Origin of the sequence: Paraburkholderia caledonica (genome assembly GCF_000383275.1) — a bacterium.
GTDB lineage: Bacteria > Pseudomonadota > Gammaproteobacteria > Burkholderiales > Burkholderiaceae > Paraburkholderia > Paraburkholderia caledonica.
Window position 1 is genome coordinate 67933 of sequence record NZ_KB911044.1, and the last position, 24658, is coordinate 92590.

Annotated in this window: 21 protein-coding genes; 9 read left to right on the forward strand and 12 right to left on the reverse strand. The window is 63.0% G+C overall.

Annotated elements, in window-relative coordinates; all coding sequences use genetic code 11:
* On the forward strand, positions 1 to 474 hold the full coding sequence (locus tag H281_RS0126315) for a transposase (protein ID WP_020070128.1): 474 nt from the start codon (positions 1 to 3) through the stop codon (positions 472 to 474).
* 102 nt (positions 475 to 576) lie between these two features.
* Here the strand turns inward: H281_RS0126315 and H281_RS0126320 are convergent, their stop codons facing one another.
* Positions 577 to 1062: a DUF2147 domain-containing protein gene (locus tag H281_RS0126320; protein WP_020070129.1), complete on the reverse strand. Its 486-nt coding sequence runs from the start codon at positions 1060 to 1062 to the stop codon at positions 577 to 579.
* A gap of 1037 nt (positions 1063 to 2099) precedes the next feature.
* Between H281_RS0126320 and H281_RS0126325 the strand changes: the two genes are divergently transcribed.
* Positions 2100 to 2840, forward strand: a complete 741-nt coding sequence (locus H281_RS0126325; protein WP_020070130.1) for a DUF2968 domain-containing protein — start codon at positions 2100 to 2102, stop codon at positions 2838 to 2840.
* Positions 2841 to 2996: 156 nt separating this feature from the next.
* On the opposite strand, the gene H281_RS37370 is transcribed toward H281_RS0126325, so the two are convergent.
* A complete protein-coding gene (locus H281_RS37370) occupies positions 2997 to 3437 on the reverse strand; it encodes a hypothetical protein (protein WP_020070131.1) in 441 nt (146 codons plus the stop codon).
* 81 nt (positions 3438 to 3518) lie between these two features.
* On the opposite strand from H281_RS37370, the gene H281_RS0126335 reads away from it, so the two are divergent.
* Positions 3519 to 3743, forward strand: a complete 225-nt coding sequence (locus tag H281_RS0126335) for a hypothetical protein (RefSeq protein WP_020070132.1) — start codon at positions 3519 to 3521, stop codon at positions 3741 to 3743.
* Between the two features lie 29 nt (positions 3744 to 3772).
* Here the strand turns inward: H281_RS0126335 and hfq are convergent, their stop codons facing one another.
* Positions 3773 to 4240, reverse strand: a complete 468-nt coding sequence (gene hfq / locus H281_RS0126340; RefSeq protein WP_020070133.1) for an RNA chaperone Hfq — start codon at positions 4238 to 4240, stop codon at positions 3773 to 3775.
* A 630-nt stretch (positions 4241 to 4870) separates the two neighbouring features.
* Between hfq and H281_RS37010 the strand changes: the two genes are divergently transcribed.
* The 5 genes from H281_RS37010 to H281_RS0126370 all read left to right on the forward strand — a co-directional run bounded on the left by H281_RS37010 (position 4871) and on the right by H281_RS0126370 (position 8558).
* On the forward strand, positions 4871 to 5008 hold the full coding sequence (locus H281_RS37010) for a hypothetical protein (protein ID WP_020070134.1): 138 nt from the start codon (positions 4871 to 4873) through the stop codon (positions 5006 to 5008).
* A 14-nt stretch (positions 5009 to 5022) separates the two neighbouring features.
* The gene (locus H281_RS0126355) at positions 5023 to 5550 is read left to right on the forward strand and encodes a sigma-70 family RNA polymerase sigma factor (RefSeq protein ID WP_020070135.1); all 528 of its coding nucleotides are present in this window, start codon (positions 5023 to 5025) and stop codon (positions 5548 to 5550) included.
* Positions 5547 to 6410: an anti-sigma factor gene (locus tag H281_RS0126360; protein ID WP_020070136.1), complete on the forward strand. Its 864-nt coding sequence runs from the start codon at positions 5547 to 5549 to the stop codon at positions 6408 to 6410. Before H281_RS0126355 ends, H281_RS0126360 begins: the two co-directional genes overlap by 4 nt.
* Before the next feature lie 76 nt (positions 6411 to 6486).
* Positions 6487 to 8064: an FAD-binding protein gene (locus H281_RS0126365; RefSeq protein ID WP_020070137.1), complete on the forward strand. Its 1578-nt coding sequence runs from the start codon at positions 6487 to 6489 to the stop codon at positions 8062 to 8064.
* An 83-nt stretch (positions 8065 to 8147) separates the two neighbouring features.
* On the forward strand, positions 8148 to 8558 hold the full coding sequence (locus H281_RS0126370; RefSeq protein WP_020070138.1) for a hypothetical protein: 411 nt from the start codon (positions 8148 to 8150) through the stop codon (positions 8556 to 8558).
* On the opposite strand, the gene H281_RS0126375 is transcribed toward H281_RS0126370, so the two are convergent.
* From H281_RS0126375 to H281_RS0126410, 8 genes are all read right to left on the reverse strand, one after another.
* Entirely contained in the window at positions 8555 to 9583 is a 1029-nt protein-coding gene (locus H281_RS0126375; protein WP_020070139.1) for a DUF1571 domain-containing protein, read from the reverse strand. The two genes, H281_RS0126370 and H281_RS0126375, sit on opposite strands and share 4 nt — an antisense overlap.
* Positions 9584 to 9632: 49 nt before the next feature.
* The gene (locus tag H281_RS0126380; protein ID WP_020070140.1) at positions 9633 to 11465 is read right to left on the reverse strand and encodes an AMP-binding protein; all 1833 of its coding nucleotides are present in this window, start codon (positions 11463 to 11465) and stop codon (positions 9633 to 9635) included.
* Positions 11466 to 11556: 91 nt separating this feature from the next.
* Positions 11557 to 12858 carry an acetyl-CoA C-acetyltransferase gene (locus H281_RS0126385; RefSeq protein ID WP_020070141.1) on the reverse strand — a complete coding sequence of 434 codons (1302 nt, stop codon included), beginning with the start codon at positions 12856 to 12858 and terminating at the stop codon, positions 11557 to 11559.
* Between the two features lie 80 nt (positions 12859 to 12938).
* Positions 12939 to 13874 (reverse strand): MaoC/PaaZ C-terminal domain-containing protein, encoded by a 936-nt coding sequence (locus H281_RS0126390; protein ID WP_020070142.1) that lies wholly within the window; start codon positions 13872 to 13874, stop codon positions 12939 to 12941.
* 2 nt (positions 13875 to 13876) lie between these two features.
* Positions 13877 to 15328 carry a 3-oxoacyl-ACP reductase gene (locus tag H281_RS0126395; RefSeq protein WP_020070143.1) on the reverse strand — a complete coding sequence of 484 codons (1452 nt, stop codon included), beginning with the start codon at positions 15326 to 15328 and terminating at the stop codon, positions 13877 to 13879.
* Between the two features lie 116 nt (positions 15329 to 15444).
* Complete coding sequence (locus H281_RS0126400; protein ID WP_020070144.1) at positions 15445 to 17943, reverse strand: acyl-CoA dehydrogenase; 2499 nt, start codon at positions 17941 to 17943, stop codon at positions 15445 to 15447.
* A 101-nt stretch (positions 17944 to 18044) separates the two neighbouring features.
* Positions 18045 to 18878 carry a TetR/AcrR family transcriptional regulator gene (locus H281_RS0126405; protein WP_020070145.1) on the reverse strand — a complete coding sequence of 278 codons (834 nt, stop codon included), beginning with the start codon at positions 18876 to 18878 and terminating at the stop codon, positions 18045 to 18047.
* Positions 18879 to 19132: 254 nt separating this feature from the next.
* Complete coding sequence (locus tag H281_RS0126410) at positions 19133 to 20383, reverse strand: MFS transporter (protein ID WP_020070146.1); 1251 nt, start codon at positions 20381 to 20383, stop codon at positions 19133 to 19135.
* A gap of 394 nt (positions 20384 to 20777) precedes the next feature.
* Between H281_RS0126410 and H281_RS0126415 the strand changes: the two genes are divergently transcribed.
* Positions 20778 to 21938: a hybrid sensor histidine kinase/response regulator gene (locus tag H281_RS0126415; RefSeq protein WP_020070147.1), complete on the forward strand. Its 1161-nt coding sequence runs from the start codon at positions 20778 to 20780 to the stop codon at positions 21936 to 21938.
* A gap of 10 nt (positions 21939 to 21948) precedes the next feature.
* On the opposite strand, the gene H281_RS0126420 is transcribed toward H281_RS0126415, so the two are convergent.
* The gene (locus H281_RS0126420; protein ID WP_020070148.1) at positions 21949 to 24657 is read right to left on the reverse strand and encodes an ATP-binding response regulator; all 2709 of its coding nucleotides are present in this window, start codon (positions 24655 to 24657) and stop codon (positions 21949 to 21951) included.
* Position 24658: the final 1 nt, after the last annotated feature.

Sequence of the window (24658 nt, forward strand, 5' to 3'; positions counted from 1 at the left end):
ATGAACCCATACCGCGATATGAACGACGAAGAGTGGCAACGCATTGCGCCGTTGCTGCCCGAACTGCGCCCGCGCTCTGAACTACGCGGACGCCCGCTTGCCAATACCCGTTCTGTTCTGAACGGCGTGTTGTGGGTAATGTATAGCGGCGCTACCTGGTCTGCCATGCCGCGCAAATACCCGTCTTATCAAACCTGTCATCGCCGCTTCAAGGCCTGGTACGAATCAGGCGTATTAAAGCGCGTCATGGAGCAGTTGTTCGGCACAGCGAGTGAAGAGCTTTGCGCAATGATGGAGGCGCGCATGCGCACGCACCTGAGCGCGGAACAGAAAAGCGTGGTCGCAGTAGAAAAGGCGCCGGTGCCGGCAGCGCCCACGGCGCATACGTCGCCCACGTTGCAAAAGCCGGCACCGGCCAAGCCCTTGCTGTCTTCCCCGTTTGCTTTCGCGTCGCCCTTCAAACACGCTGCATGACGACTTCAATTACGCGAGATCACGTAAAAACGGCTGCACGATAATATCGTCGGCCGTTTGTCTTTGTCTTTTGGATTGATCAGCGCGGGCCGCGCTCATTCACTATTGCTGACGAACCCACGTTTGCGATCGGCCAAGCAACGACACGCCGATGTATCCGCGCACAACGAGCTTGTTGCCGCCTTCTTCCAGATGCATTTTGCACTTGTATAGCTTGCCGTTTTCGGGGTCGAGAATCTGCCCGTGATCCCAGGCTTCACCGTCCTTTTTCATGTCGCTAATGATGGTCATGCCGAGAATTGGCTGGTCCTTGCGCGCGTCGGTACATGCAGTACAGCGGCGATCTGGCTGGTCGTTCGGACCGAGACCCTTGATTACCTTGCCGCTTAGCGTGCCACTGCCGTCCTGGGAAATCTGCACGAGTGCCTTCGGCTGCCCGGTGTGATCGTCGATAGTCTGCCAGGTGCCTACCGGAGTGTCCGTTTGCGCCATCGCGGTGACAGCGCTGGCGAGAAGCACCCCGGCAAACGCTGCATGTTTCGCTGTGCGAAGCGCGACCGCGCGAACGCGTTGAGTGAACTGCATCATTGTCTTCCTCCTTGTTAAAAGACGGCGCGATCGTGGTCGCGCAGCGTTTTTGGCATCGCGTGAAGCCGTATCACGAGACGTTGGACTCGCGATCTCGCGTGATGCTTCGGGTTCTCCTGACGCCAGCGGCGCTAGCCCGGTTTGCGGCTTCGCATGGCCGCTTCATGTCGTCAGCGCAGAATACGTTAAGTGTGCGTCAAAGTGCGGCTGTCGTTTGATAGTGGAACCTCTAATCAGACTGCGGCACTTTGCGGCTGTATTGAACTGATACCAGAGCATGGCTTCGATACGCGGCCTGAGCGACGCGCTTTCGACGGGTGTTTCGCCGGACGCTTGTAGCACCTGAAGGTCCAGCACTGCAGTGGTTCGTATCGTCGGTCGGAGGGCTGAAGTGATCGACGAAGCTCTCAGCGGCGGGTGAGGGCGCGCATGCAAATAAACGTGCGTCGTATCGAACGAAACAGACGGCGTAACACTGTGCGCAGGCACGCGAAGCCTGTGTGAACGCAGGGCAGCTCTGCGACATTGGACTTAGCCCGAGTGGCCCGATGCCTCGCCCGTTAATCGCGTTAATACGGGATCCTTATCAATTGCGGGTTCCAAAGCTGCATGGCGATGTCATGAACCGGCTCGTCAACGTGTTCAAGAGTTCTGGAGCCGCTGGAGCTGACTGAGTCGACCGTCACCACACCCGAGACGCCCGTCAGTTCCAACAGTAGGGCGCTGACTGGATCAAACGCCCGACTGTATCTGCGCCGAACCGTGCGACACGGTGAGGCAGCAGTCCACGTTGAAAGCGCATGCCCCGCGCGGCGACCTCCGCTCCTGACGCAGCGATTGCAACCTCCTATCGTCTGCCGTCCCTAGAACCAGACGAGGCCGGATCTTCGCCAATTGACAAGACCACCCTCCGCTGGAAGGCATAACCCGGGACAACCGGTCGGTACAAATTTTCGACGAACAGCCCGAAGTTCGCGAAAGTGCGTAATAATGAGATGATCAGGAACTAAAATTAAAACTATCGAAGCAGGAATGACATGGACCAAAAGTCGAAACTACGACTGATCGCCGTCGCCGCGATCATGGCGTCGGGGATAGCACAAGTCGCGTGCGCACAGGCTCAGCCGGAGGCCGATATCAGCGCAACGCCCGGATTGGTTGCCGAACCGGCCAACACAACCGCACTGGCGTCCGCTTTGCTGCCGGCGCAGGCCCAAGTGCAGACGCAAGTGCAAACATCCGCGCTTACGCCGGACGAGGTCAAGCAATCCGCCGCGGGGAACGTCGCGGAACTGCAGCAGTTGATCAAGGGCTCGGAACTCAGCGAGTTGCGCACCACGTACAACGCCAGCTATGGAACGAGCTTGCTATTCCACGGCAAGGAAATGACGTACTACGTGGCGCTTTTCCAGCAGAAGAACTTCTGGCGCGTGATCAAGACGCAAGACGCGGGGCGCGCCGAAATGATCTATCGCGATTTCGTGCGCCAGACTGTGCAATTGTCGAACGTAGAGATTCGCCGCACGCAACTCGAAGCGCAGAAGGCGTTCACCGAACGCATGATCGCGTTGTCACAGGGCCGCGCCAACCGTCTGCAAGCGGATCTTGACGTAGCCCGCCAGCAGCAGACGATCGTTGCGAACCAGCAGCAGCAAACGCGCGCGGAAGCACTGGCACTGGCTCAGCAGAAGACTGCCGCGCAAGAGCAGCTGCGCGTCGCCCAGCGCCAGGTGCGCGACCTGCAGCGCCAACTCGAAAGCGGCTTGCCCGCGCACTAACCGGGACTGGGTCGAACGGCCCATCTCAAGGCCGGGCGTAGCGGTGCTTTACCGCAGCCCGGCCCGCCGAAACGACGCGTTGCGACGCGCCGGCAATCCCAGTCGCGCGGGCTGCGCTGGTCTTCGTAGCATGCGCCTTCCTTCTTGCCGCGCGCGCTAGCGCCGCTTCTTTTCTGTCACCGGCTGCTCGTTTTCCGATGCGCGACGCGGCTCGTGCTCGTGGACGGCGATCGGGTCGCTCGCGGGAAAGCTCTCTTCCAACGCCTCGTCGAGGCGACTATCCGTCGAGTCTATCGACGGTTCCGCCTGCTTTCCGGCAGCGGGCAACGCAGTGTGCTTCTTGCTCGTCATGACAGGCTCCCAATGAACGAAGTCGACGGTTGAGCATAACGCAAAGGGAGCGTCGGCGACATCGGCCGAACGGTATAGGACGCGCGTGCGCACTTGCCAGAGCACGCGAGGATCGACATGCGGCGGGTGAGCCCCAATTTGAATAAATAAAAACTTCAAACGTGAGCCTGCCCGCTCGTTTTCCGAGTGTCGCAGGAATGCAGTGCGGAAAAATAGAACAATGACCGGTCGCGTGGACCGGCCCATCAGACCGCCTGCGCCAAACCTGCAATGCTCAGCTCGGGAGGAGCGCAAACACGATCAGCGAACGACAAGGCAGCAAACACCATGGACAAGAAACCCGTGCGCGCCAAGCGTTTCAACGCTTCACACGTGGTGGAGGCAGAGCTGGAACATCTGGATTGGGCAACGAAGCAGCCGGCGCAACGGATGTTGGACGCCGGCTACTGGCGGCGTCGCGTGTTGGCGGTCAAAAGCAAGTTCGAGCTGACGGACCAGCAGGTGGCGAGGGTAGAAAAAATTCTGCAGCGGCTCGGTCCTCTCGCGAAGTGACCGTCGCCGCACCGCGGGCCGGTCGACGCTTACGCGTGACCGCCGCCGCCATGATTGCCGTGGTTGCCGCCGTCGCCGCCCGTGCCGAACAGGCGCCGGCGGCGCGTCACCACTACGGGCGCGTCTGACGCGCTGCCGCGCTCTGGCGCAGGGCGGTCGGATGACGGCGCACCATACGATTCGCGCGGTTCACGCGGTTCCCGATGCTCGCGCGGCTCCCGCGAGCCGTGCGGGCCGCGCGTGGTGTGCTCGCCATGCGACGGACGGCCCGCGCGCGGAGCCGGACGGGTGCCGGTATCGAGCTGGATCGTCGAGATGGCGCGCTTGTAGATGCCTTGCAAGCCGACGGGCGTGCGCAGCATCACCAGATACTGATCGAACGACTCGATGCACCCTGTCAGGCGGATGCCATTGACAAGGTAAATCTCAACGCGCTTTCTTTCTTTGCGCGCAGCGTTCATGAAGTCGTTTTGCGGATGCGATTCTGCGGAAGCCATGGACAATTCAGGTTAGAAAGACGGTTGTTCGCCGCGATTCTACCCTGTGTGGGGGCAGAACGCGTCGACGGGCGAACTGCGTCCACTATAACGGCTTGCGCTCACATAAGCACCTGATAACTATTGGCTGTAACGTTGAGTTACGAAATCCGCCGACCATTGGCCGGCTTCTTCGGCCACGGCCCGCGTTTGCTCCCGTCGATGGCGGAAAATGCCGGCATTGTGAGCGCGTCGGTGGAATAAATTCCGGGTCCAACGCGTTTAGTCAAGGACAGGGTTAAGCACTGAGAAGCAGGAGCCAAAGCGCTAACGCTGGTCGAGACAGTTTTGCATGGGGCTGAAGTAAACGCTGAAGCGCTAACTTCGGTCGATAGCTTCACATGGGACCGGACCAAGCGCTAAAGCGCTAACTCCGGTCGACAGCTTCACATGGGACCGGACCAAGCGCTAAAGCGCCAACTCCGGTCGACCGCTGTGCATGGGACCGGACTAAGCGCTGAAGCGCTAACTCCGGTCGACCGCTGTGCATGGGACCGGACTAAGCGCTAAAGCGCTAACTCCGGTCGACCGCTTTGCATGGGACCGGACTAAGCGCTGAAGCGCTAACTCCGGTCGACAAAGGAGACTCGTATGAAAGCAACTCTCAGCATCGTCGCGATGATATTCGCACTCGCAGTGGCGTCGCTCGCGACCACTGCCTGCTCCTCCACCGCCGACAACAGCGCGTCGAGCTCCAGCGGCGGCAACAGTAGCGGCGGCGGCTACTGAGAGCCACGCGCCGCGTGAGCTTTGAAGCAGAAGTGATCTCGTGGCTCCCGCAGCTGCGCCGCTACGCGCGCGCGCTGACTGGGGACCGCGCATGGGCCGACGACCTGGTTCAGGATACGGCGGAGCGTGCGCTTGCGCGCTGGGCGGCGTTCCGGCCGAACAGTAATCTGCGTGCGTGGCTGCTCACCATTCTGCGGCATCTTTATATCGATCAGTTGCGCGGTCGCCGCGAGATCGCGGTCGACGAAGAAAGCGCGCCCTGGCGCAACCTCGAAGCGCCGCAACGCGAGGTCGACGGTCTCGTGCTGCGCGATCTGCAACGCGCGCTGTATTGCCTGCCGATCGAGCAGCGCGAGGTGCTGTTGCTCGTCTGCGTCGAAGAGCTCAGTTATCAGGAGACGTCGAAGGCGCTCGGCGTGCCGGTCGGCACGGTGATGTCGCGACTGTCGCGCGCACGCGAACATCTGCGCGGGTTGCTGGAAGGACCCGCTCAGGAGCCGGCGCGTAAGCCGCCGCTGAAAGTAGTGAGAAACCCGCGATGAATGACGACCACGATTCCAGCTTGCCCGACGGGGTAGACCTGCAAGCGCTATCGGCGTTTGTCGACGGTGAAATGTCGGATGCGGAACGCGAACGCATCGCGACGCTGCTCGCCGCGCATCCGCAAGCCGCTGCGCGCGTCGCCGCATGGCGCGCTCAAAAAGCAGCGCTGCAGGTATTGTGCGGCGCGCCGCAGGATGACGCGCGTCGCGCGCCGGGTAGCCAGGCTGCCGAGGCGGCGCGCAGAACCGACGATGCCGATGAGCCCACCGTCATCGTCCTGCGTCCGCGCACGCCGTGGTGGCGGCGTGCGGGGATCGCCGCGTGCTGGCTCGCGGCGGGCGCCGGGCTCACGCTGGCGTTGGGGCCGCTCGCGCCGCGCCTGACCGGCGGCGCGTGGAACGGTCTCGGTGCGCAGGCGCCGAGCTTCGCCGAACGCGCCGACGTAGCGTATGCGGTTTATACGCCTGAGCGGCGTCATCCGGTAGAAGTCGCGGCGAGCGAAGAAGAGCATCTGATCAGCTGGCTTTCCAAGCGTCTGAACCGGTCGCTTTCCGTGCCGTCGCTGCAGGAATACGGCTACTCGCTCGTGGGCGGCCGTCTGTTGCCCGGCGAAGCGGGGCCGGCCGCGCAATTCATGTACGAGAACCGCGCCGGCGCGCGGCTCACGCTGTATGTGACCGGCACTGCGCGCGACGAGACCGCGTTCCGCCTGCTACGCGACGGCAACCGGCGCACCTTCTACTGGATCAGCGACGGCATGGGTTATGCGTTGTCAGGGCCGATCGCGGAAGGCAAGCTACGCTCGATTGCCGTCGACGTCTGCAGTGCGCTCGGTGGCAAGCCCGAAGCGTGGCAGTAGCGTGGCAGTAGCGTGACAATAGAGCGGCTGTTGCTGGGCGAACGCCACGCAAGCCTTCCCCGCTGAAGGAGAACCCTTGATCCGCCACTTGCCGCCGGGAGTTTCCGCCGCGCAGTTCGACCGGGCGCTCGCCGCCTGGCGCTCGATTGTCGGCGAGCCGCATGTCGTGGATTCGGCGGCCGCACTCTCCGCCTATCTCGATCCCTTCGCGCCGGGAGAGCGCGAAGCGTTCGCGGCGAGCGCCGCGCTCTTGCCCGCATCTGTCGATGAAATCCGCGCGGTGCTGCGCGTGGCGAATCAATATCGCATTCCGTTGTGGACCGTCTCCACCGGGCGCAATTTTGCATACGGCGGCGCCGCGCCGCGTCTTACCGGTTCGGTCGTGCTCGATCTGCAGCGGATGAACCGCATCGTCGAAGTGAACGAGACACTCGCCTATGCGCTCGTCGAGCCGGGCGTGAGCTACTTCGATCTTCATGCGCACCTGCGCGATAAGGGCTACAGGCTGTGGGTCGATCCGCCGGCTGCCGGCTGGGGCAGCGTGGTGGGCAACACGCTCGAACGGGGCTTCGGCTACACGCCGTACGGCGATCATGCGGCGACGCAATGCGGAATGGAGGTGGTGCTGGCAAACGGCGACGTGTTGCGAACCGGCATGGGCGCAATCGACACCAGCACCGCATGGCAGCTTTACCAGCCCGGTTACGGACCTTCGTTCGACGCGATGTTCATGCAGTCGAACTACGGCATCGTGACCAAGCTCGGCGTCTGGCTGATGCCCGCGCCGCCCGCGTATCTGCTCGGCGAAATCCAGTTCCGCGATGAAGCGGATCTGGAGACCATCGTCGACATATTGCGGCCGTTGCGGCTCGATGAAACTATCCGCAATCACGCGGTGATCGAGGGCGGCTTGCGGCGCGCAGCAGGATTGTCGGCGCGCGCGCAATGGTACGACGGGCCCGGCGCAATGCCCGAAAGCGCGGTCGCCGCGATGCTCGACAAGCTCGATGTGGGCCGCTGGAATCTGCATTTTGCGCTGTACGGCACGCCCGAGGTGGTCGATGCACACTACGCAATCGTGCAGCGCGCGTTCGCGCGTGTGCCTCACGCGCGGCTCCTGGCGAAGCGTTATGCGGGCGACGCGCCGCCCACCGCCGGCGGTGACCGTAATCTCGCCGGCATTCCCGCAATGAGCGCGTTTCGCATGCTCGACTGGCGCGGCGGCGCGGGCGCGCATGTGGACTTTGCGCCGGTGTGTCCGGCAACCGGACGCGACGCGCTGCGCCAATACTCGATGGTGAAGGCCCGCGCGGCCGAGTACGGTTTCGACTACTACGGCGGCTTTACAGCGGGCGTGCGTCATCTGCATCACATCTTTGCGGCGATTTTCGATCGCGACGATACGAACCAGGTCGAGCAGGCGGGCGCCTTGTTGCGCTCGTTGATGAGCGATGCGCGCGCGGCCGGCTACGGCCAATATCGCACGCACCTCGCGTATATGGATTTCGCGGCCGCTCAGTACAACTTCAACGACGGCGCATTGCTGCGACTGTCGGAAACGATCAAGGACGCGCTCGACCCGAACGGCGTTCTCGCGCCGGGCAAGCAGGGCATCTGGCCTGCGGCGTGGCGCGATCGGCGCGGCTATACATGAGCGTCAGGCGACGTCTGACGGGCATGGCGCAACTGTCCGGCGAGCATTGCGCTCGCTGACCAAACCAGGAGGCGGACCAGCACATGGACCGGCGCACCTTCATGATGACGAGCGCATGGCTTTCCACCACGGCAGGTTCTGCGTGGCCATGGCTCACGCACGCCGCCGCGCGTCGCGACACGTTGGCGATTGCCGATTCCACGCTCACGTTCAGCGCTGCGTTTGCCCGCTACGCGGCGGCGATGAAGTTGCCGGTATTCGAAACCGGCGACGACATCGGCCTGTTATGGCACACGGCGCTTGCACCGATGCTGCGGGCCTCGACTAGCGAGCAGCCGACGCCGTGGCTAATCGGCGTAACGCGCGCATCAGACTATTTCGTGCTCAAAGAACTCGCCACGCATGCAACGCATCGCATTGAGCACGGCCACGAACGGAGCGACGAGCAAGGCACGCAGTCAGCCCACGTTAGCTTCGTCTTTGCGCCGCGTTAGAACTTATATGCCTTGTTCTTGGGATCGAAAGTGGAATCGTCGAAAGTTTTCGGCGTGATCGTTTCGAACACGATCTTCTCGAAGATGCGGCCGTCGTTGTCATAGGACTCGACAGTGCGGAAATACGGATGCCGCAAATCGAGCCCGAGCGTTTCCCGCTTTGCGTAGAACTGCGGCTGGCCGGTGGGCGTCTCGAACGTGAACGCGACTACACGCACACCGTCGATCGTCTTCACTTCGATCTGCGTCGAGCGGGGCAGGCCGGCTTCGGTAAATTTTTTGCCCTCGGCGAGGTATTGCTCTGCAATGTATTCGGTCCCGAGATCGCGCACGTCGTGATTCGATTGCGAGCGGGCGAGGGCGCCGTTCAACGACGTCCATAACGGCATCACGTTCATGATGCCGCCCAGATGTCCGTACATTTCGTCCGCGCGTTTGGACTCGTCGTAGAGGATTTCCTGGCCAGCGTGCGCACCGTCGGGCAGCCACTTCGCGTAGATGCGAAGCGGGTCGTGCGCGACCCGCACGAGCATATGGTCCGGCTTGTCGGGCCACTGGCCGCGAATGCGTTCCGAACGCGACATCGTCATTTCATACGACGCGTAGCCGTTCGGCCCTTCCTTGATATAGCGCGGCAGCGCGAGCGGATCGAGCGACTTGAAGAGCGCGACAAGTTGCGCGTCGCCGAGCGCTTCGAGCGCGCCGCTTTGTTGCGCGGCGCGCAGCCATTTGACCTGCTGATCGAGCGTCAGCTTGCCGACCTGCGACGCAGGCGTGGATGGCGCCTTGACAGCGCTCGCGGCTTCGAGCGGCGGCGGCTTGTCGTCGTTTTGCGCGAACGCGGGCACTGTCGCGGTGCTCGCTGCGCCGGCCATCAACGCGCCCAGCAGCAGCCTGCTAAAACCGGACCGGTGCGATGCACTGTGAGACGCTGCGAGCGCCGACGCGGTACCGTCGGCGATAACGTGAGCGTCGGGCCGCACGAAACGGGCAATGCGCTGACGTGCGAACAGGCGGTGCGTCATCGAACTCTCCGAAAGGGTGGCGCAAGACATCATGCAAGCGCCTTGCCTCTCAGGCAGTCTTTTGCTTCGCGAGTTCCTCGTCCCGTAGCGCACGGCGCAGAATCTTGCCGACGTTGGTTTGCGGCAGCTCGTCGCGAAACTCGACCACCTTCGGCACCTTGTAGCCCGTCAGATTCTTGCGGCAATGTGCGATCACCTGCTCGGCGGTCAGCGACGGATTGCGCTTCACGATGAACACTTTCACGCGTTCGCCCTGGGCGTCGTCGGGCACACCGATTGCAGCCACCTCGCGCACGTCCGGGTGCGCCGCGATGACATCTTCGATCTCGTTCGGATAGACGTTGAAGCCCGAGACCAGAATCATGTCTTTCTTGCGGTCGATCAGCCGGATGAAGCCGCGCGAATCCATCACGCCAATGTCGCCGGTCGCAAGCCAACCTTCGTCGTCGATCACCTTCGCCGTTTCTTCCGGCCGGTTCCAGTAGCCTTTCATGACCTGCGGCCCCTTCACGCACAATTCGCCCGCTTCGCCGATGTTGGCCCAACTGCCGTCGTCTTTTCTGAAGCGGACTTGCGTGGAGGGCGCGGGCAGGCCGATCGAGCCTTCGAAGTCGCGCAGGTTCGAGATGTCGACGGGGTTCATCGACACGATGGGCGAGCATTCGGTCAAGCCGTAGCCTTCGATAATCGGCTTGCCGGTGACGGCCTTGAAGCGCTCGGCTACCGACCGCTGCGTTGCCATGCCGCCCGCCATTGCCAGTTTCAGGTCGGAGAAATCGCGCTTGCAGAATTCCTCGTTCTCGAGAAACGCGTTGTAGAGCGTGTTGACCGCCGTCATGCCGGTGAATTTCTCGTGACGGATGATCATCATTACGCGCTTCATGTCGCGCGGATTGGCGATCAGAATGTTGCGTCCGCCGAGACCCATGAAAATCAGCGCGTTCACCGTCAGCGAATAGATGTGATAGAGCGGCAGCGGTGTGAGTACCGTTTCCACTTCTCCGCTCAACTGACCTTCGGCCCATGCCTTTGCCTGCAGCAGATTGGCGATGATGTTCCGGTGCGTGAGCATCGCGCCCTTCGCGACGCCGGTCGTTCCGCCGGTGTACTGAAGAAACGCGATATCGTGATGCGTCGGCCGAACAGGCGTGAGCGGCCGCGTATAACCAATGGCAAGCGCCTTCAGCAACGGAACGGCATTGGGCAGACTGTACGCGGGCACCATCTTCTTCACGTGGCGCAGCATGAAATTGAGCACACGTCCCTTCAGATTCAGGCCGTCGGCGAGCAGGTCGCCGAGTCCTGTCACGATCACGTTCTGCACTTTGCTGCCCGGCAACGCGTCTTGCACCGTCTTCGCAAAGTTCTCGAAAACGATGATGGTCTGCGCGCCGCTGTCCTTCAACTGATGCGCGAGTTCGCGCACGGTGTAAAGCGGATTGACGTTGACCACCACCGCGCCGGCTTTCAGTACGCCGAACAGCGACACCGGGTATTGAAACGTATTGGGCAGCATGATCGCGACGCGCGCGCCCGGTTTCACGCCGATGCTTTGCAGATACGCGGCGAAGGCGGTCGCCTTGCGGCCGAGTTCGCCATAGGTCATGCTCGCGCCGACGCTGACGTACGCAACGCGCTCACGGAATTGCGCAATGCATTCGTCGAAGAAATGCACGACAGATTCGTATTTGCCGACGTCGATCTCATGCGGCACGTCGGCGGGATACGACGCGTACCAGATGCCGTCGGTGTTGGGGGCGTGGTTAGTGTGCCCCGTTGCGTCTTGCATTGCATGAGGCGTTGCCGCCGCATCTGCGTGAGCGGGCCCGGTTGCCTGATTCGCAGCGGCGGGCGAGAGCGAGGCTTGAGTGGGCTGGGTCATCGGTCGTCTCCTGAAGCCTTGGCTTCAATGGTTTGTGTGCTGGTTGAAGCGGTCCAGCATGTTGCTGCATTTGCTACGGCCACCATGAATCTCAGCGCTCGATTATCGCCACCACGCCCTGGCCGCCCGCCGCGCAGATCGAAATCAGTCCTCGCGCCGTGCCCGCCGGCTTGTCGAGTTGAGCGAGCATTTTCGCCAGACCCGCAACGATGCGCCCGCCCGTCGCCGCGAACGGATGCCCGGTTGCGAGGGATCCGCCGTTCACGTTGAGCTTCGCGCTGTCGATCGAACCGAGCGGCCCGTCGAGGCCAAGCTGCGTGCGGCAGTATTCGTCATCCTGCCACGCCGCGAGCGTGCACAGCACCTGCGCCGCGAACGCTTCGTGGATCTCGTAGAAATCGAAGTCCCGCAGCGTGAGTCCGGCTCGCGCGAGCATGCGCGGCACCGCGTAGGCGGGCGCCATCAAAAGGCCTTCTTTCTTGTCGAAAAAGTCGACTGCCGCGGTTTCCGACCAGCTCAGATAGGCGAGCACCGGCAACCCGTGGCGCGCGGCCCACTCCTCGCTTGCAAGCAGTACCGCGGAGGCGCCGTCGGTGAGCGGTGTCGAATTGCCTGCGGTCAGCGTGCCCGCGTCGCGATCGAAGGCGGGCGAGAGCGCGGCGAGCTTGTCGAGCGTGAGGTCCGAGCGCAGATTGTTGTCGCGCGCGAGGCCGCGATACGGCGTCATCAGATCGTTGACGAAACCGCGCGCGTAAGCTTCGGCCAGCTTGCGGTGACTCTCGTAAGCCAGCACGTCCTGCGCTTCGCGCGAGATGTTCCAGCGCTTGGCCATCAGTTCGCAGTGCTCGCCCATCGAAAGGCCGGTGCGCGGTTCGCCGTTGCGCGGCAGGAGCGGCTTGAAAAACATGGCGGGCCGCAGCTTCGCGAGCGCGCCCACTCGCTCGCCCGTACTCCTGCCGCGATTCGCTTCGAGCAGAATCTTGCGCATCTTTTCGTTGACGCCGATAGGCGCATCCGATGTCGTATCGACGCCGCCCGCGATACCCGCTTCGATCTGACCCAACGCGATCTTGTTGGCGACGAGTATGGCGGCTTCGAGCCCCGTACCGCAGGCCTGTTGAACATCGTACGCGGGCGTTTCCTTCGCGAGTGTGGTGGACAGCACAGATTCGCGCGTCAGATTGAAGTCGCGCGAATGCTTGATGACGGCGCCCGCCGCAACTTCGCCGAGACGTTCGCCGTGCAGGCCAAAGCGGTCGATCAGTCCTTGCAGTGTGAAGGTCAGCATGTCCTGATTCGACGCGCTCGCATACGCGGTGTTCGAGCGTGCGAACGGAATCCGGTTACCGCCGATTATCGCGACGCGGCGCACGGGTGGCAGCGGGTGGGACATGCCTGGCTCCTTCTGGTTGCGTATGTTTCATGGTCGGTGGAACGAGTGCGCGCGCGGTTATCGGGCAAACGGCGCGCGCTTCATTGCAATCTCCATTGCATGCGGCCGCGCAAATGCGGCTTTTCTCCGGCGATGTCGCGCACCTCGATATCCCGTTCGATCAACGAAGACGACGCGCTCCACAACGACGCTTCGCCGGGCAGCAGCATCGGCAGCTTGAATTCGGCACTGAGCGTCGCTTCGGCCAGCGGCTTGGGCGGCTGCAAGGACGATGCCGCGCGCGCGAGCGTCCACATGCCGTGTGCGATCGCGCGCGGAAAACCGAATGCTTTGGCAGAGAGCGCGCTCAGATGGATCGGGTTGTAGTCGCCCGACACGCTCGCGTAATCGCGGCCGAGTTGCGAGGCAAGCTGCCAGCGCGCGATGCGTTGCAGCGCTGCCGAATCGACCTGAAGCGGTTCGAGTTGCGCGCCGCTCGCGGCCACGCCGCGCTTCAGATAAACGCTGTCGCCGTCCCACACCGCTTCGCCGCGCCGGTAAATGCGGGTATGCAGCAAAAACGCCTGGCCCTTGTCGTGACGCAGCAGCGCGCCGAACTCGACCTCCACGCGCAGCAGGTCCTTGTACGCGAGCGGCCGGCGCAGACGCACATGATTGGCCAGATGCAGCAGGCCGACCGCGGGCCACGGGAACGCCGGGTCGGTCAGCATCAGCAGATGCAAGGGGAACGCGAGCAGATGCGGATACGTGAGAGGCACGCCATGTTCCGGGATGAATCCGCACACGCGTGCATAACGCCACGCGGGCCCGGGGTCGAGCGCGACAGCGGGGCGCACGAGGCGCAATGCGGGCAACTGCGTCGGGCGTGCGCGTTTGACGATGCCCGACAAAGCTCGCGCATAGAGCTTCGCCGGCGTCGGCAAGGTTTCGACGACGACAGTTCTGGGCCGCACCGCATTGTGCGGCGCGAGCTGCGATGCATGATTCCCGCCAAACGGATCCCCGGGTTCATCCATGCTTATGCTCCGATCAGGCTTTGTCCGCACACGCGCACGACCTGGCCGCTGATGCCGGCCGATCCTGGATGCGCGAGCCACGCGATGGTCTGGGCGACGTCGACCGGCAGGCCGCCCTGGCCGAGCGAATTCATCCGGCGGCCTGCCTCGCGAAGGGTCAGCGGCATCTTCGCGGTCATCTGCGTTTCGATGAAACCCGGCGCGACTGCGTTGATCGTGATGCCGCGCGGGCGCAGCAGCGGCGCCATGCTTTGCACGCGGCCAATCACCCCGGCTTTCGACGTCGCGTAATTGGTCTGGCCGGGATTGCCCGCGATCCCGCTGATCGACGACACGCCGACGATCCGCCCGCCGTCGCGCAAGATGCCTGCCGCGAGCAGCGCGTTGTCGATGCGCTCCTGCGCGCACAGGTTGATGTCGATCACGCTTTGCCACGCGCCGCCTGTCATCTTCGCGATGGTTTTGTCTTTTGTGATGCCGGCGTTGTGCACGACGATATCCACGCCGTGATCGTCGAGCGCGGCGGCGATCTGCGCGGGCGCTTCGGGCGCCGCAATGTCGAAGGCGAGAGCGGTGCCGTTCAACTGGCGCATGGTGGCTTCGAGCGCGTCGCGCGCGGACGGAATGTCGATGCCGATCACGTGCGCGCCCTGCGCCGCGAGCACGCTTGCAATCGACGCGCCGATGCCGCGCGCGGCGCCGGTCACGACCGCGCGCCGGTTCGCGAGCGGCAGGTTCCAGTCGAACGGCGATGCGGCGTTACCGCCCTCATGGGTTACGGCAACGCGATTCACGACGCCATGCAGACCGTCTGCGGCGATTCGCACCACCTGGCCCGACACATACGCCGAACGCGGTGACAGAAAGAAGCGCAGCGTGGCTTCCATCCCATGCTCGGCGCCTTCGCCGACATAGACCAGATTCGCCGTGATGCCGCGCCGCGCTTCCTTGCCAAGCGAACGCGCGAGTCCTTCCAGCGCACGTTGCGCAGTCCATTGACGCGGACTCGCGCATGCTTCGGGCGGCCGTCCCAACACGACGATACGCCCGCATTTCCCAAGCGAGCGCAGCGTGTCGTGAAAGAACGCGTGCAGCGGTTCCATCTGAGTGCTGTCGTCGATACCGCTCGCGTCGAAGATCAATGCGCCGACGCGCGCGGCCGAGCCCGACTCCGCGGGTTCGAAGCGCCCCGTCAGCAGACCGTGACGATGTGCGAGGGGCATCCACAGTCCGGCGCTTTCATGCGCGACGCTCGTCACGCCGATGCTCGCCACCAGGTCCGCCAGCGAATCGAGCAGATGCGGCTCGCGCCCGGCGCCAATCGCGACCAGGCCGCCGAACTCGGGCTCGTCAGCGCGATAACGGCGCAGCACCTCGGGCTTCGGAAGGCCCAGAGAACGCGCAACGCGCGCGCCGAACGGCGAATTGACGAAGTTCAGGTAAGAGTCGTTCATATTGTTCGTTGCTCCGCTGGACACGCCCGCACGTCTGTCAGTGTGCACTGAGTTTGGTGCATCGGCGTGTCGCGAAGCGAGGTTTTTTCATGCGGTCGCACAGGCGTCCATTGGAATCACAGCGCCGCTTCCACCACCTTTTCGAGCGTCTCCTTGCGTTGTTGCAGTTTGGCGAGGATGTCGAAATCGGCGGGGAAATCGTCCACTTTAACGACCTGTGCGGCATAGCGCGCGTAGTCGCCGAGTACACGCCGCTCGTCGGCGTCGATCAGGCCTTGTTGCAGCGCGGCGTCGGCCCACGCGGCGAGTTGCACGACGCTCTGCGGCATTGGCTCGAGCCGCCGCGCCTTCACCGCTTCGCGCAGCTTCTGCTCGATTTGCGTAAAGCGCGGATTCAGCTCGAACACGAGTTCGCCGTAGCCGAGCGCGTCGACGTCCGGGTGCGGCACGTAGGAGTCCGACACCAGGCGGTTGCGCGCGGCGCCAGGCGTCTGCATCAATTCGGCGATCTCGCTGCCGAGGCGGTCGGACGGTTCGCGATGCGGCAGTCCCAACGGGAACGCCAGCGCACGCACGAGGCCGGCGGCGAAGCGGTTCGGGTAGTTCGCGAGCACGCCGTCGAGCGCCTGTTGCGCGCGATAGAGCGAATCTTCGACGCCCCAGCGCACGAGCGGCAGATCGTCTTCCTGACGGCCTTCGTCCTCGAAACGCTTGAGCGTTGCGGAGATCAGATAGAGCTGCGAGAGCAGGTCGCCAAGGCGCGCCGAAATGCGTTCACGGCGCTTCAGGTCGCCGCCGAGCACGAACATGGAGACATCCGCGAGCAGCGCGAAAACGGTGGCAAGCCGAGTGGCCGCGCGGTAATACGCATGAAGCGGCGCATGCGCGGCGCGGGGCTTCGCAATGAATGCGCCGCCCGTGATGCCGTAGACGAAGCTGCGTACCACGTTCGAAAGCGTGAAAGCGACGTGGCCGAAGAACGCGTCGTCGAAATCGCGCAGCGCTTTAGCGCCGTCCGTCTCGCGGGTCGCGCTCATCTCCTTCAGCACATACGGATGGCAGCGAATCGCGCCCTGGCCGAAAATGATCAGGCAGCGCGTGAGAATGTTCGCGCCTTCCACGGTGATCGCAATCGGCACCTGCTGATACGCGCGCGCCAGAAAGTTAGACGGCCCCATGCAGATTCCCTTGCCGGCGGCGACGTCCATCGCGTCGTTGATCACCATGCGGGCACGTTCGGTGATGTGATACTTGGCGATTGCCGAAATCACCGAAGGCTTTTCGCCGAGATCGACCGCATGTGCGGACAGGCGGCGCGCGGCATCCATCACATAGAGATTGCCGCCCATGCGTCCAAGCGCTTCCTGCACGCCCTCGAATTTGCCCACAGCCGTGCGGAACTGGCGACGAACCGCCGCGTACGCTCCCGTGCCGCGCACGGCGAGCTTCGCCATGCCGACATTCGACGACGGCAGCGAGATCGCGCGGCCCGCCGCGAGGCATTCCATCAGCATGCGCCAACCGTTGCCGACTTGAGCGCGTCCGCCGATCACCCAGTCGAGCGGAATGAAGACGTCCTTGCCGGAGTTCGGGCCGTTCTGGAACACGGCGTTAAGCTGCCAATGACGACGACCGATGTTCACGCCCGGATGATCGGTTGGAATCAATGCGCAGGTAATGCCGGGTTCATCGGTCGAGCCGAGAAGATGCTCGGGATCGAGCGCCCGGAACGCAAGGCCGAGCACGGTCGCGATCGGGCCGAGCGTGATATAGCGCTTATCCCATGTCACGCGAAAGCCGAGCGTCTCGCGTCCGTCGAACATGCCCTTGCAAACGATGCCGACATCGGGAATCGCGGCGGCGTCCGAACCGGCGTACGGGCTCGTCAGCGCAAAGCATGGGATTTCCTCGCCACGCGCGAGACGCGGCAGATAGTGGTTCTTCTGCTCTTCGGTGCCGTAGTGCATCAACAGTTCGGCCGGACCGAGCGAGTTCGGCACCATCACCGAAACGGCTGCCGCGGAGCAGCGCGTGGCCAGCTTCATGATGACCTGCGAATGCGCGTATGCGGAGAACTGTTTGCCGCCGTATCGCTTCGGAATGATCATGCCGAGAAAGCCGCGCTCCTTGACGAACTGCCATGCTTGCGGCGACAGGTCCTGCCACACCATGGTGGTTTCCCAGTCGTTCGCGAGATCGCACAACTGCTCGCATTCGTTATCGAGGAACGCCTGTTCTTCCGCCGTCAATGTCGCGGGGCCGTAGCCGAGCAGCTTGTCCCAATGAGGCCGTCCGGAGAAAAGTTCGGCGTCCCACCAGACCGTACCGGCTTCGATCGCGTCGCGCTCGGTCGGCGACATCTCCGGCAGGATCTTGCGAAACACGTCGAGCACCGGCTTCGTGAGCCATGCGCGGCGCAGCGGCTTGACGGCGAACACGATGGCAGGGAGGACCAGCACGATGGCCCAAAGCGTGGTTGCAGCAACGCCCGCCGCTCCGCTCACTCGTACCGCCGCAACCCAGACGATCATGAAGGCAAGCCACGATAATGCGCGCGCCTCTACGTAGACAAGCGCAAGAGCGCCGGCAACCAGCAGCAGGATGAACCACAGCATGACGTTTCCTCCCTGTTTTCATGATGCGTGCAAACGCATCCACGTTGCGTGGACGGTTCACGTTGTTGTCGTTGTTGTGCGAGCGGCCCGGCGTCTTTGCGCTACGTTTGCGACGCGCCGTGCAACGCCTGCTGGAACGAGCAGGCTTCGATCGTGCCGCCGCTGTGTGCTTCACTCGGCGCATCGCCTGCGCTATGCGTGCTGCCGTCGAGCGCGCTGTCCGCGCCTGTATCGTCGGCATCGCCCAGCACGGCGGCGAACATCGCCAGTTGCGATGCGTCGGGTAGCGGCGCTTTCAGTGCGGCGACCATTAGCGAGGCAAGCCGTGCGATCAGTTGCAGATCGTTCATCGACTTGCCTTGCGAGAACTCGGCAATGAGGCTGTCCGTGTCGGCGCCCGCGAGCACGCCCGATAGCGCGCCGATGGCGAAGTGCAGCCGCCAGCCCAGTTCCTCGCGCGGCAGATGCGGCAGCGCGCGTTGGAACGCGTCGAAAAAGCGCACGGCCACCGACGCATAGTGGGCGCTCAGAAAGTCGCGAATGAAAGCAGAGGGGTCCGTATAGGCGCGCCCGAGCAAGCGCAGAAAAGCTTTGCCGCCGACGCGCGGATCGCGCGAGAGCCGCAGCGCCGGAATGAACATCGCGCCGAGCACATGCTCACAGGTCAGACGTTCGCCGAGCATCCGGTCGAAGCGTTCGAGCAGCTTCACACGCTCCTGGTTGAGACGGTCGAGACGGCGCGACAGCATCGCGTGAATCAACGACTCCTTGCTGCCGAAGTGATAGTTGACCGCTGCAAGATTGACCTCGGCGCGCGAAGTGATCTGGCGCAGCGACATGGCCTCGTATCCACAATCGATGAAGAGCGCCTCAGCCGCATCCAGGATGCGTGACTTCGTATCGCCGGCGTGCCGGCCTGTTGTGCGACCTGCCATTTGCGTCTCCCAGTTCTCGGCGCCCGCTCTGCGAACAGGCGATTCAAATAGGCATTTGAAACAGCCGTTTTTTTCAGGATAAGAAGGAAGGGCGAGTTGGGCAAGGGTCGGATGTCGATTAACTCCTCTAGAAGACTTCACGCGTGGCGCCTGTCATGCGTTCGCTATGCGTTTGCATGACGGGAATAAAAAAGCCGTTCCGAGGAATCGGAACGGCTTCATGTGAAAGAAGAACTGTGGTCGGCTTCTAGTGCTTAAACCTCTCCTCCAACCGCACTTCCTTGCGCAGGATGGGCGCCGACATGTCTCGCCGACTGCGTCATGTCGATGCCGCGGCGCTCCCGGCTAAACGGAATCAGCGCGCAGATCACGGCGGCGACGATGCCGATCACGACCGCCATGACGAGCGCATAGTTGTTGCCGTGCGCTTCGGCGGCGCTCGCCTGCAGCGGACCGTTGACGGAAGCGATCAGATTGCCCAACTGATACACGAGACCGGGGAAGGTCGCGCGGATTTCGTCGGGCGAGATCTCGTTCAGATGAACTGGAATGACGCCCCATGCGCCTTGCACCGAGATTTGCATCAGGAACGCGCCGAGCGCGAGCAGCACCGGCGTGCTCGAAAAAGCCCACAGCGGGAGCACCGGAAATGCAATCAGCGCGGCGATGAAGATCGCGCGCTTGCGCCCGATCTTCTCCGACAACATGCCGAAAAAGAGCCCGCCGCAGATCGCGCCGACGTTCAGCGTGATCGTGATCCACGACACCGTATGTGCGTCGAACTGATGCTGGACGCGCAGGAACGTCGGATACAAGTCCTGTGATCCGTGCGAGAAGAAGTTGAACGCGGTCATCAGAACGATTGCGTATAGCGACAGCTTCACGTTCTGCTTCAGCGTTGCGACGAGGCCAGGACGCGCCTGCTTCTCGAGCGTCTTGAAGGCCGGCGATTCCGGTACGTGCGCGCGGATGTACAGCACGAGCAGCGCGGGCAGCACACCGACAAAGAACATGCCGCGCCAGCCGATGTACTGATAGAACACACCGAACACGACCGAGGCGAGCAGATAGCCGCTCGGATAGCCGGCTTGCAGCAGGCCGGAAACGATGCCGCGCGATTTCGGCGGCACGGTTTCCATGGTCAATGCGCCGCCCACGCCCCATTCGCCGCCCATCGCGATGCCGAATAGCGCTCGCAACACGAGCAGGGTGGCCAGGTTCGGCGAAAAGCCCGACAGCAGTTCGAGTAGAGAGAAGCACGCGATGTTGACCATCAACGTGGGCCGGCGGCCGTAGCGGTCCGCGAGCCAGCCGAAAATCAGCGCGCCGACCGGGCGCATCATCAGCGTCAGCATTATGCCGAATGCGACTTCGGGGATTTTCGTATTGAATTCCGCCGCGATATCTTTCAATACAAACACCATTAGAAAGAAATCGAATGCGTCGAGTGTCCAGCCGAGATAGGCGGCAATCGTGACGTTTCTCTGTTCCCGTGTCCAGTTCATTGATGTTCTCCTGGTCTCCAATAACCCGCGGTCGATGTCGAGGTGCCCGGTACGCCCTATGGCATGGGCTTCGAGCGCGAGTGTACGCTCACCGTTAAGCGGCTGCAGGAAAGAGCGCAGCTTTGTCGGTGTTAATCCTGGGAGCAATTATCGTGCTGAATGCAGGGTCGAAGCTAATCGTCGGTTGAGTGTAATTATTGTATTGTGAATGTCTGCGGAAGCGTCGGTAATCTGTAATGGGATTTATTGCCGAGTGCCTTTATGCCGGTCGAATTGACTTAGTCGTTTTACGCCTGGCCGATGGCTTTTCGGGTTTCGGTCCGGCCTTGTGCGACGGTAGAATGCGAGCGAACCCCGACTGTCGACGTCCGCCAATGGAACCGCCCGAAACACGATGAGTGACACGATACAAGCGCCGTTTTCCATCCTGTTCGTTGATGACGACGAGATGTCGCGCACCCACTTTGCGCGCGCCGTGCGTGACGATTACCGCGTGCACCTCGCGCAGGGCGCCGACGAAGCCATGGCGCTGTTGCAGGAATTCGGTTCGGAAGTCGCCGTGCTCGTCACCGACTTTCGCATGCCGGGGCGCGATGGCGGCCATCTGCTGCGCGAGGTTGCACAGGCGTATCCGCAGACCGTGCGCATCCTCGTCACTGCCTATGCCGACAAGGACATGCTGCTGCAAACGTTCAATACCGGTGACCTGTTCCGCATCATCGAAAAGCCGCTTCGCATGGAGTCGGTGCGCGAGGTGCTGAAGCAGGCGGTGGCGCGCTACGTCGAGCGCGAAACGCGCCAGCAAAGGCTGCTTGCAATGGACGAGACGCTTGCGTTCCTCGCTCACGAACTCAACACGCCGCTGGCGGCGATATCGCTCTTTGCTCGCTCGGTCGAAAACGATGTCGCCCAGGAATACGACCCGCAGCGTCAACAGGAAATCGGCACTGCGGCTACCTCGATGCTCAATAACGCGCAGTATTGCCTGACGCTGATCTCGTCGTTCTGGGCGACGGTGCACAAAAGCGGCGGCCCGCAACCGGCGACCGGCAGCGCCGCGCGCGAGGTCAGGGCGACACGCCTCGTCGCCACGCTACTCGACTCCTATCCGTTCGCCGGTTCGCAGCGCGAATGGATCGGCCTGGAAATGCGAGGCGATTTTGTCGTTCACGCTATGCCGAATTGCGTGGCGCTCGTACTCTCTTCACTGCTGTCGAATGCGTTGCGTGCGCTCGACGGTTGCCCGGCGCCTTCGTTGCGGATCGAAGTGATGAACGGGCCCGAGCCCGAAATCCGCCTGCACGACAATGGCCCGGGTATCGCGCCGGAGATCAAGGCGCGCTTGCTGCTCGATCCTGTCACGACGCACGCGGGGCGTGGCGGCCACGGCATGGGCATGATCTTTTGCAACCGCATCATGCAGTCGTTCGGCGGCGGGTTGCGGATCGAATCCACCGTCGGTGAGGGCACTACCGTGACAATGCGTTTTCCCGGCATCAGAGGCCGGGTGCATGACGGCGTGAACGAAGCGGCGTCGGACAGTCACGCCGCGTGAGCAGGAAGCGCTAGTTCTCGCGCACGGCGAGTCCGTTCGCGGGCGTGGTCGTCGGTGTAGTCGTGCTTGTGCTCGTACTCATGCTCTTACGTGCAGTGTCGCCCGGTCCTTCAGGCTGGTCTCGCGCGGCGTTTGCAGACGCCAGATAGCGATACAGCGCATCAGCCGAACGCTCGCTCAACGCATCGATCCGCTCGAGCCAGTCCGATTCCGCGGGCCATTCGCCTTCGAGCATGCGTGGATAGATGTGCCGCGTGAACTGGTGCAACGCCTTCGCTCCGACGTTGCCGCTCGCGCCGAGCAGCACATGCAACGCGCCATGCGCGGCGTCGATGTCGCGGTCCGCGGCATTCGCGCGAAGCTGCGAAGTCAGCGCGCGGATCTGCTCAATGCCGTTTGCGAACGATTCGTCGATCAGGCCGAGTGCCGCCAATTCTTCAAGATGAGTGGCGTCGAGCAGATCGTTCTCGCGCACTGCGGCGAGACCGCCCGAACCTGCCGACGCAGCTTGCGCAGGCGACGCCGCCGGGCCTGCCGGGCTGGACGATGATGGCACCTTTGCCGACACCGGCGAGCGCGGCGCCTCGGCCGGCGCACTGCCGGTGCCTATGCCACTACCGCTGCGCTGCTGCGCGAACTGCCTCGTCAGGCATGCATAGAGCGCGCCGACCTGCACGGGCTTGATCATGACTTCGTTCATGCCCACGCTGATGCACGCCTGCACCGAGCCGATATCCGACTGGCTCGTCAACGCGATGATCGGCACGCTCGCGTAGCCGTCGGTGCGGGCGCGAATCGCCGCCGCCGTTTCGAGGCCGCCCATTCCCGGCATGTTCATGTCCACCACGATTGCGTCGATGACGACCTCTTCGTCCAGCCGGTCCAGCACGGCCTGACCATGTTCCGCCTCCACGACGCTCGCGCCGAAGCGCTCCAGATAGGCCTTGGCAACGAGCCGGCTGTAGTTGTCGTCGTCGGCAACGAGAATCGACTTACCGGAAAAGTCGTCGAACCGCTGGTTCAGATGACGCCGGTTGCCGTTCTCGAAAAGCGCCTGCAGCGACGTGAACAGCTCCATCGCGCTGGAGGACTTGCTGATCATGTCGTCCATGCCGGCCCGGCGTGCCAGCACGCGCGCGATGTTGCCGGGCTCGGACGTGTAGGCGGCAACCAGCACATTCCAGTTCGGATGATCGCGGTCGGCGCGCAGTTGCTCGGTGGCCGAATAGCCGTCGAGCACCGGCATGTTGACGTCCATCAGCACGAGGTCGTATGCCGACGCTTCGCGCAGCATCGCCAGAGCAGCCGCGCCGTTTTCGGCTTCGCTCACCTCGGCGCCCACTTTTGCCAACGTGCGCCGTGTGCGGGCGCGCAAAGCGGCGTCGTCGTCGGCGAGAAGGATGCGTTTGCCGTTGAGCACGCCCGTGGCGCGCTCGACGATTGCCCGCTCGTGCGCCGCTACCTCGCTCTCGGTGACGGGCGGAAATTGCAGCGTGAACTGCGTGAACTTGCCGAGCTCCGACCTGCACGCGATGCTGCCGCCGAACGCGCGCATGGCACGCTGACAGTAAGCGAGCCCGAGGCCCGTACCCGCCGAGTTGCCGGCGGTACGGAACGGCTCGAACAGATGCGGCAGTATCTCAGGGGCGATGCCGCTGCCGGTATCGCGAACGCTGACGCAATGCCGGTCCACCGTCAGCGTCAGCGTGGCAGATGGAAGCGGTGCGATGTGATGCAGCGCGTTCTTGATCAGGTTGAAAAGGGTGAACAGGTAGACGGTTTCGTCGACCTTGAAGGTGAAATCTTCCAGCACCGCAAGGCGAACCTTGCCGCGTTCCTTCCTGTCGGCGAAGCCGTACTCGTCGAGCGCCTTGCGCGTGGTCGCGCCCGCGCTCAGGTAAGTGAGGGAGTCGGAGCGGATCTGTTTGGCACTGACTTCGTCCAGCGTCATTGCGATCACGCGCAGGCCGCGCTCAATCGACAACTGCCCGTGCGCGAGATGCCGGTAAAGCAGCGCTGCGCCCGCACCCGACGGCGCGGGTGCGCGGCCATGTTCGGTAAGGGCGGGCAGCGTTTCTTCCACGCGATCCAGAACGTGTTTCAACTGGCTGAGCGGGTTGCGCATTTCATGCGCAATGGATCCGGCCAGTGCCTGCAATGCGCGGTTCTTCTCGACGAAGATGCGCCCTTTGCTGATCGCATGACTGAAGGCCATGCTGCACAGGACGACCACCGGAAGCACCGCGAGGTCCGACTGATTTGCCGTGCTCAGCACGATTGGAGCCGGTGAACTGGCGACCGCAGCCAGCCCGCCGGACAGCATGCCGATGCCGATACAGCCCATGAGCAGAAATGGATTGTCGATGCACAGCGCCATGATGAAGATCATCATGACCTCGGTCATCATCCACATGGTGGAGAATGAATTCCTGATCGCGAGGAACGTGCAGACGAACGGCAGCACGTAGATCAGACACAGGTGCCAGTAGATCAGCAGGTACTGATTGAACCGCTTCGGCCAGCGCGCCTGAAAGATCAATGGCACACAGATGAGCGCCGCGCTCAGACGCAGTGGCAGATTGTCGTACGGCTGCGGCAGGATGTAAGTCCAGACCAGGTAATAGACGGGGTGGCACACGAGGCCGAGTGCGCCTCCCCATCGAATTGCAAACCGGCTTCTTTCCAGCACATCCTGCATGCTTTCGCGCGGTATTAGCATC

What these genes read in the sequence shown, in the direction of transcription:
- H281_RS0126315 (WP_020070128.1), top strand. Translation starts at nt 1, where the DNA reads ATGAACCCATACCGCGATATGAACGACGAAGAGTGGCAACGCATTGCG.
- H281_RS0126420 (WP_020070148.1), bottom strand. Translation starts at nt 24,657, where the DNA reads ATGCTAATACCGCGCGAAAGCATGCAGGATGTGCTGGAAAGAAGCCGG.
- H281_RS0126400 (WP_020070144.1), bottom strand. Translation starts at nt 17,943, where the DNA reads ATGCTGTGGTTCATCCTGCTGCTGGTTGCCGGCGCTCTTGCGCTTGTC.
- H281_RS0126375 (WP_020070139.1), bottom strand. Translation starts at nt 9,583, where the DNA reads ATGACGCACCGCCTGTTCGCACGTCAGCGCATTGCCCGTTTCGTGCGG.
- H281_RS37370 (WP_020070131.1), bottom strand. Translation starts at nt 3,437, where the DNA reads ATGGGCCGGTCCACGCGACCGGTCATTGTTCTATTTTTCCGCACTGCA.
- H281_RS0126395 (WP_020070143.1), bottom strand. Translation starts at nt 15,328, where the DNA reads ATGAACGACTCTTACCTGAACTTCGTCAATTCGCCGTTCGGCGCGCGC.
- H281_RS0126335 (WP_020070132.1), top strand. Translation starts at nt 3,519, where the DNA reads ATGGACAAGAAACCCGTGCGCGCCAAGCGTTTCAACGCTTCACACGTG.
- H281_RS0126390 (WP_020070142.1), bottom strand. Translation starts at nt 13,874, where the DNA reads ATGGATGAACCCGGGGATCCGTTTGGCGGGAATCATGCATCGCAGCTC.
- H281_RS0126360 (WP_020070136.1), top strand. Translation starts at nt 5,547, where the DNA reads ATGAATGACGACCACGATTCCAGCTTGCCCGACGGGGTAGACCTGCAA.
- hfq (WP_020070133.1), bottom strand. Translation starts at nt 4,240, where the DNA reads ATGGCTTCCGCAGAATCGCATCCGCAAAACGACTTCATGAACGCTGCG.
- H281_RS0126410 (WP_020070146.1), bottom strand. Translation starts at nt 20,383, where the DNA reads ATGAACTGGACACGGGAACAGAGAAACGTCACGATTGCCGCCTATCTC.
- H281_RS0126325 (WP_020070130.1), top strand. Translation starts at nt 2,100, where the DNA reads ATGGACCAAAAGTCGAAACTACGACTGATCGCCGTCGCCGCGATCATG.
- H281_RS37010 (WP_020070134.1), top strand. Translation starts at nt 4,871, where the DNA reads ATGAAAGCAACTCTCAGCATCGTCGCGATGATATTCGCACTCGCAGTG.
- H281_RS0126370 (WP_020070138.1), top strand. Translation starts at nt 8,148, where the DNA reads ATGGACCGGCGCACCTTCATGATGACGAGCGCATGGCTTTCCACCACG.
- H281_RS0126385 (WP_020070141.1), bottom strand. Translation starts at nt 12,858, where the DNA reads ATGTCCCACCCGCTGCCACCCGTGCGCCGCGTCGCGATAATCGGCGGT.
- H281_RS0126415 (WP_020070147.1), top strand. Translation starts at nt 20,778, where the DNA reads ATGAGTGACACGATACAAGCGCCGTTTTCCATCCTGTTCGTTGATGAC.
- H281_RS0126380 (WP_020070140.1), bottom strand. Translation starts at nt 11,465, where the DNA reads ATGACCCAGCCCACTCAAGCCTCGCTCTCGCCCGCCGCTGCGAATCAG.
- H281_RS0126320 (WP_020070129.1), bottom strand. Translation starts at nt 1,062, where the DNA reads ATGATGCAGTTCACTCAACGCGTTCGCGCGGTCGCGCTTCGCACAGCG.
- H281_RS0126405 (WP_020070145.1), bottom strand. Translation starts at nt 18,878, where the DNA reads ATGGCAGGTCGCACAACAGGCCGGCACGCCGGCGATACGAAGTCACGC.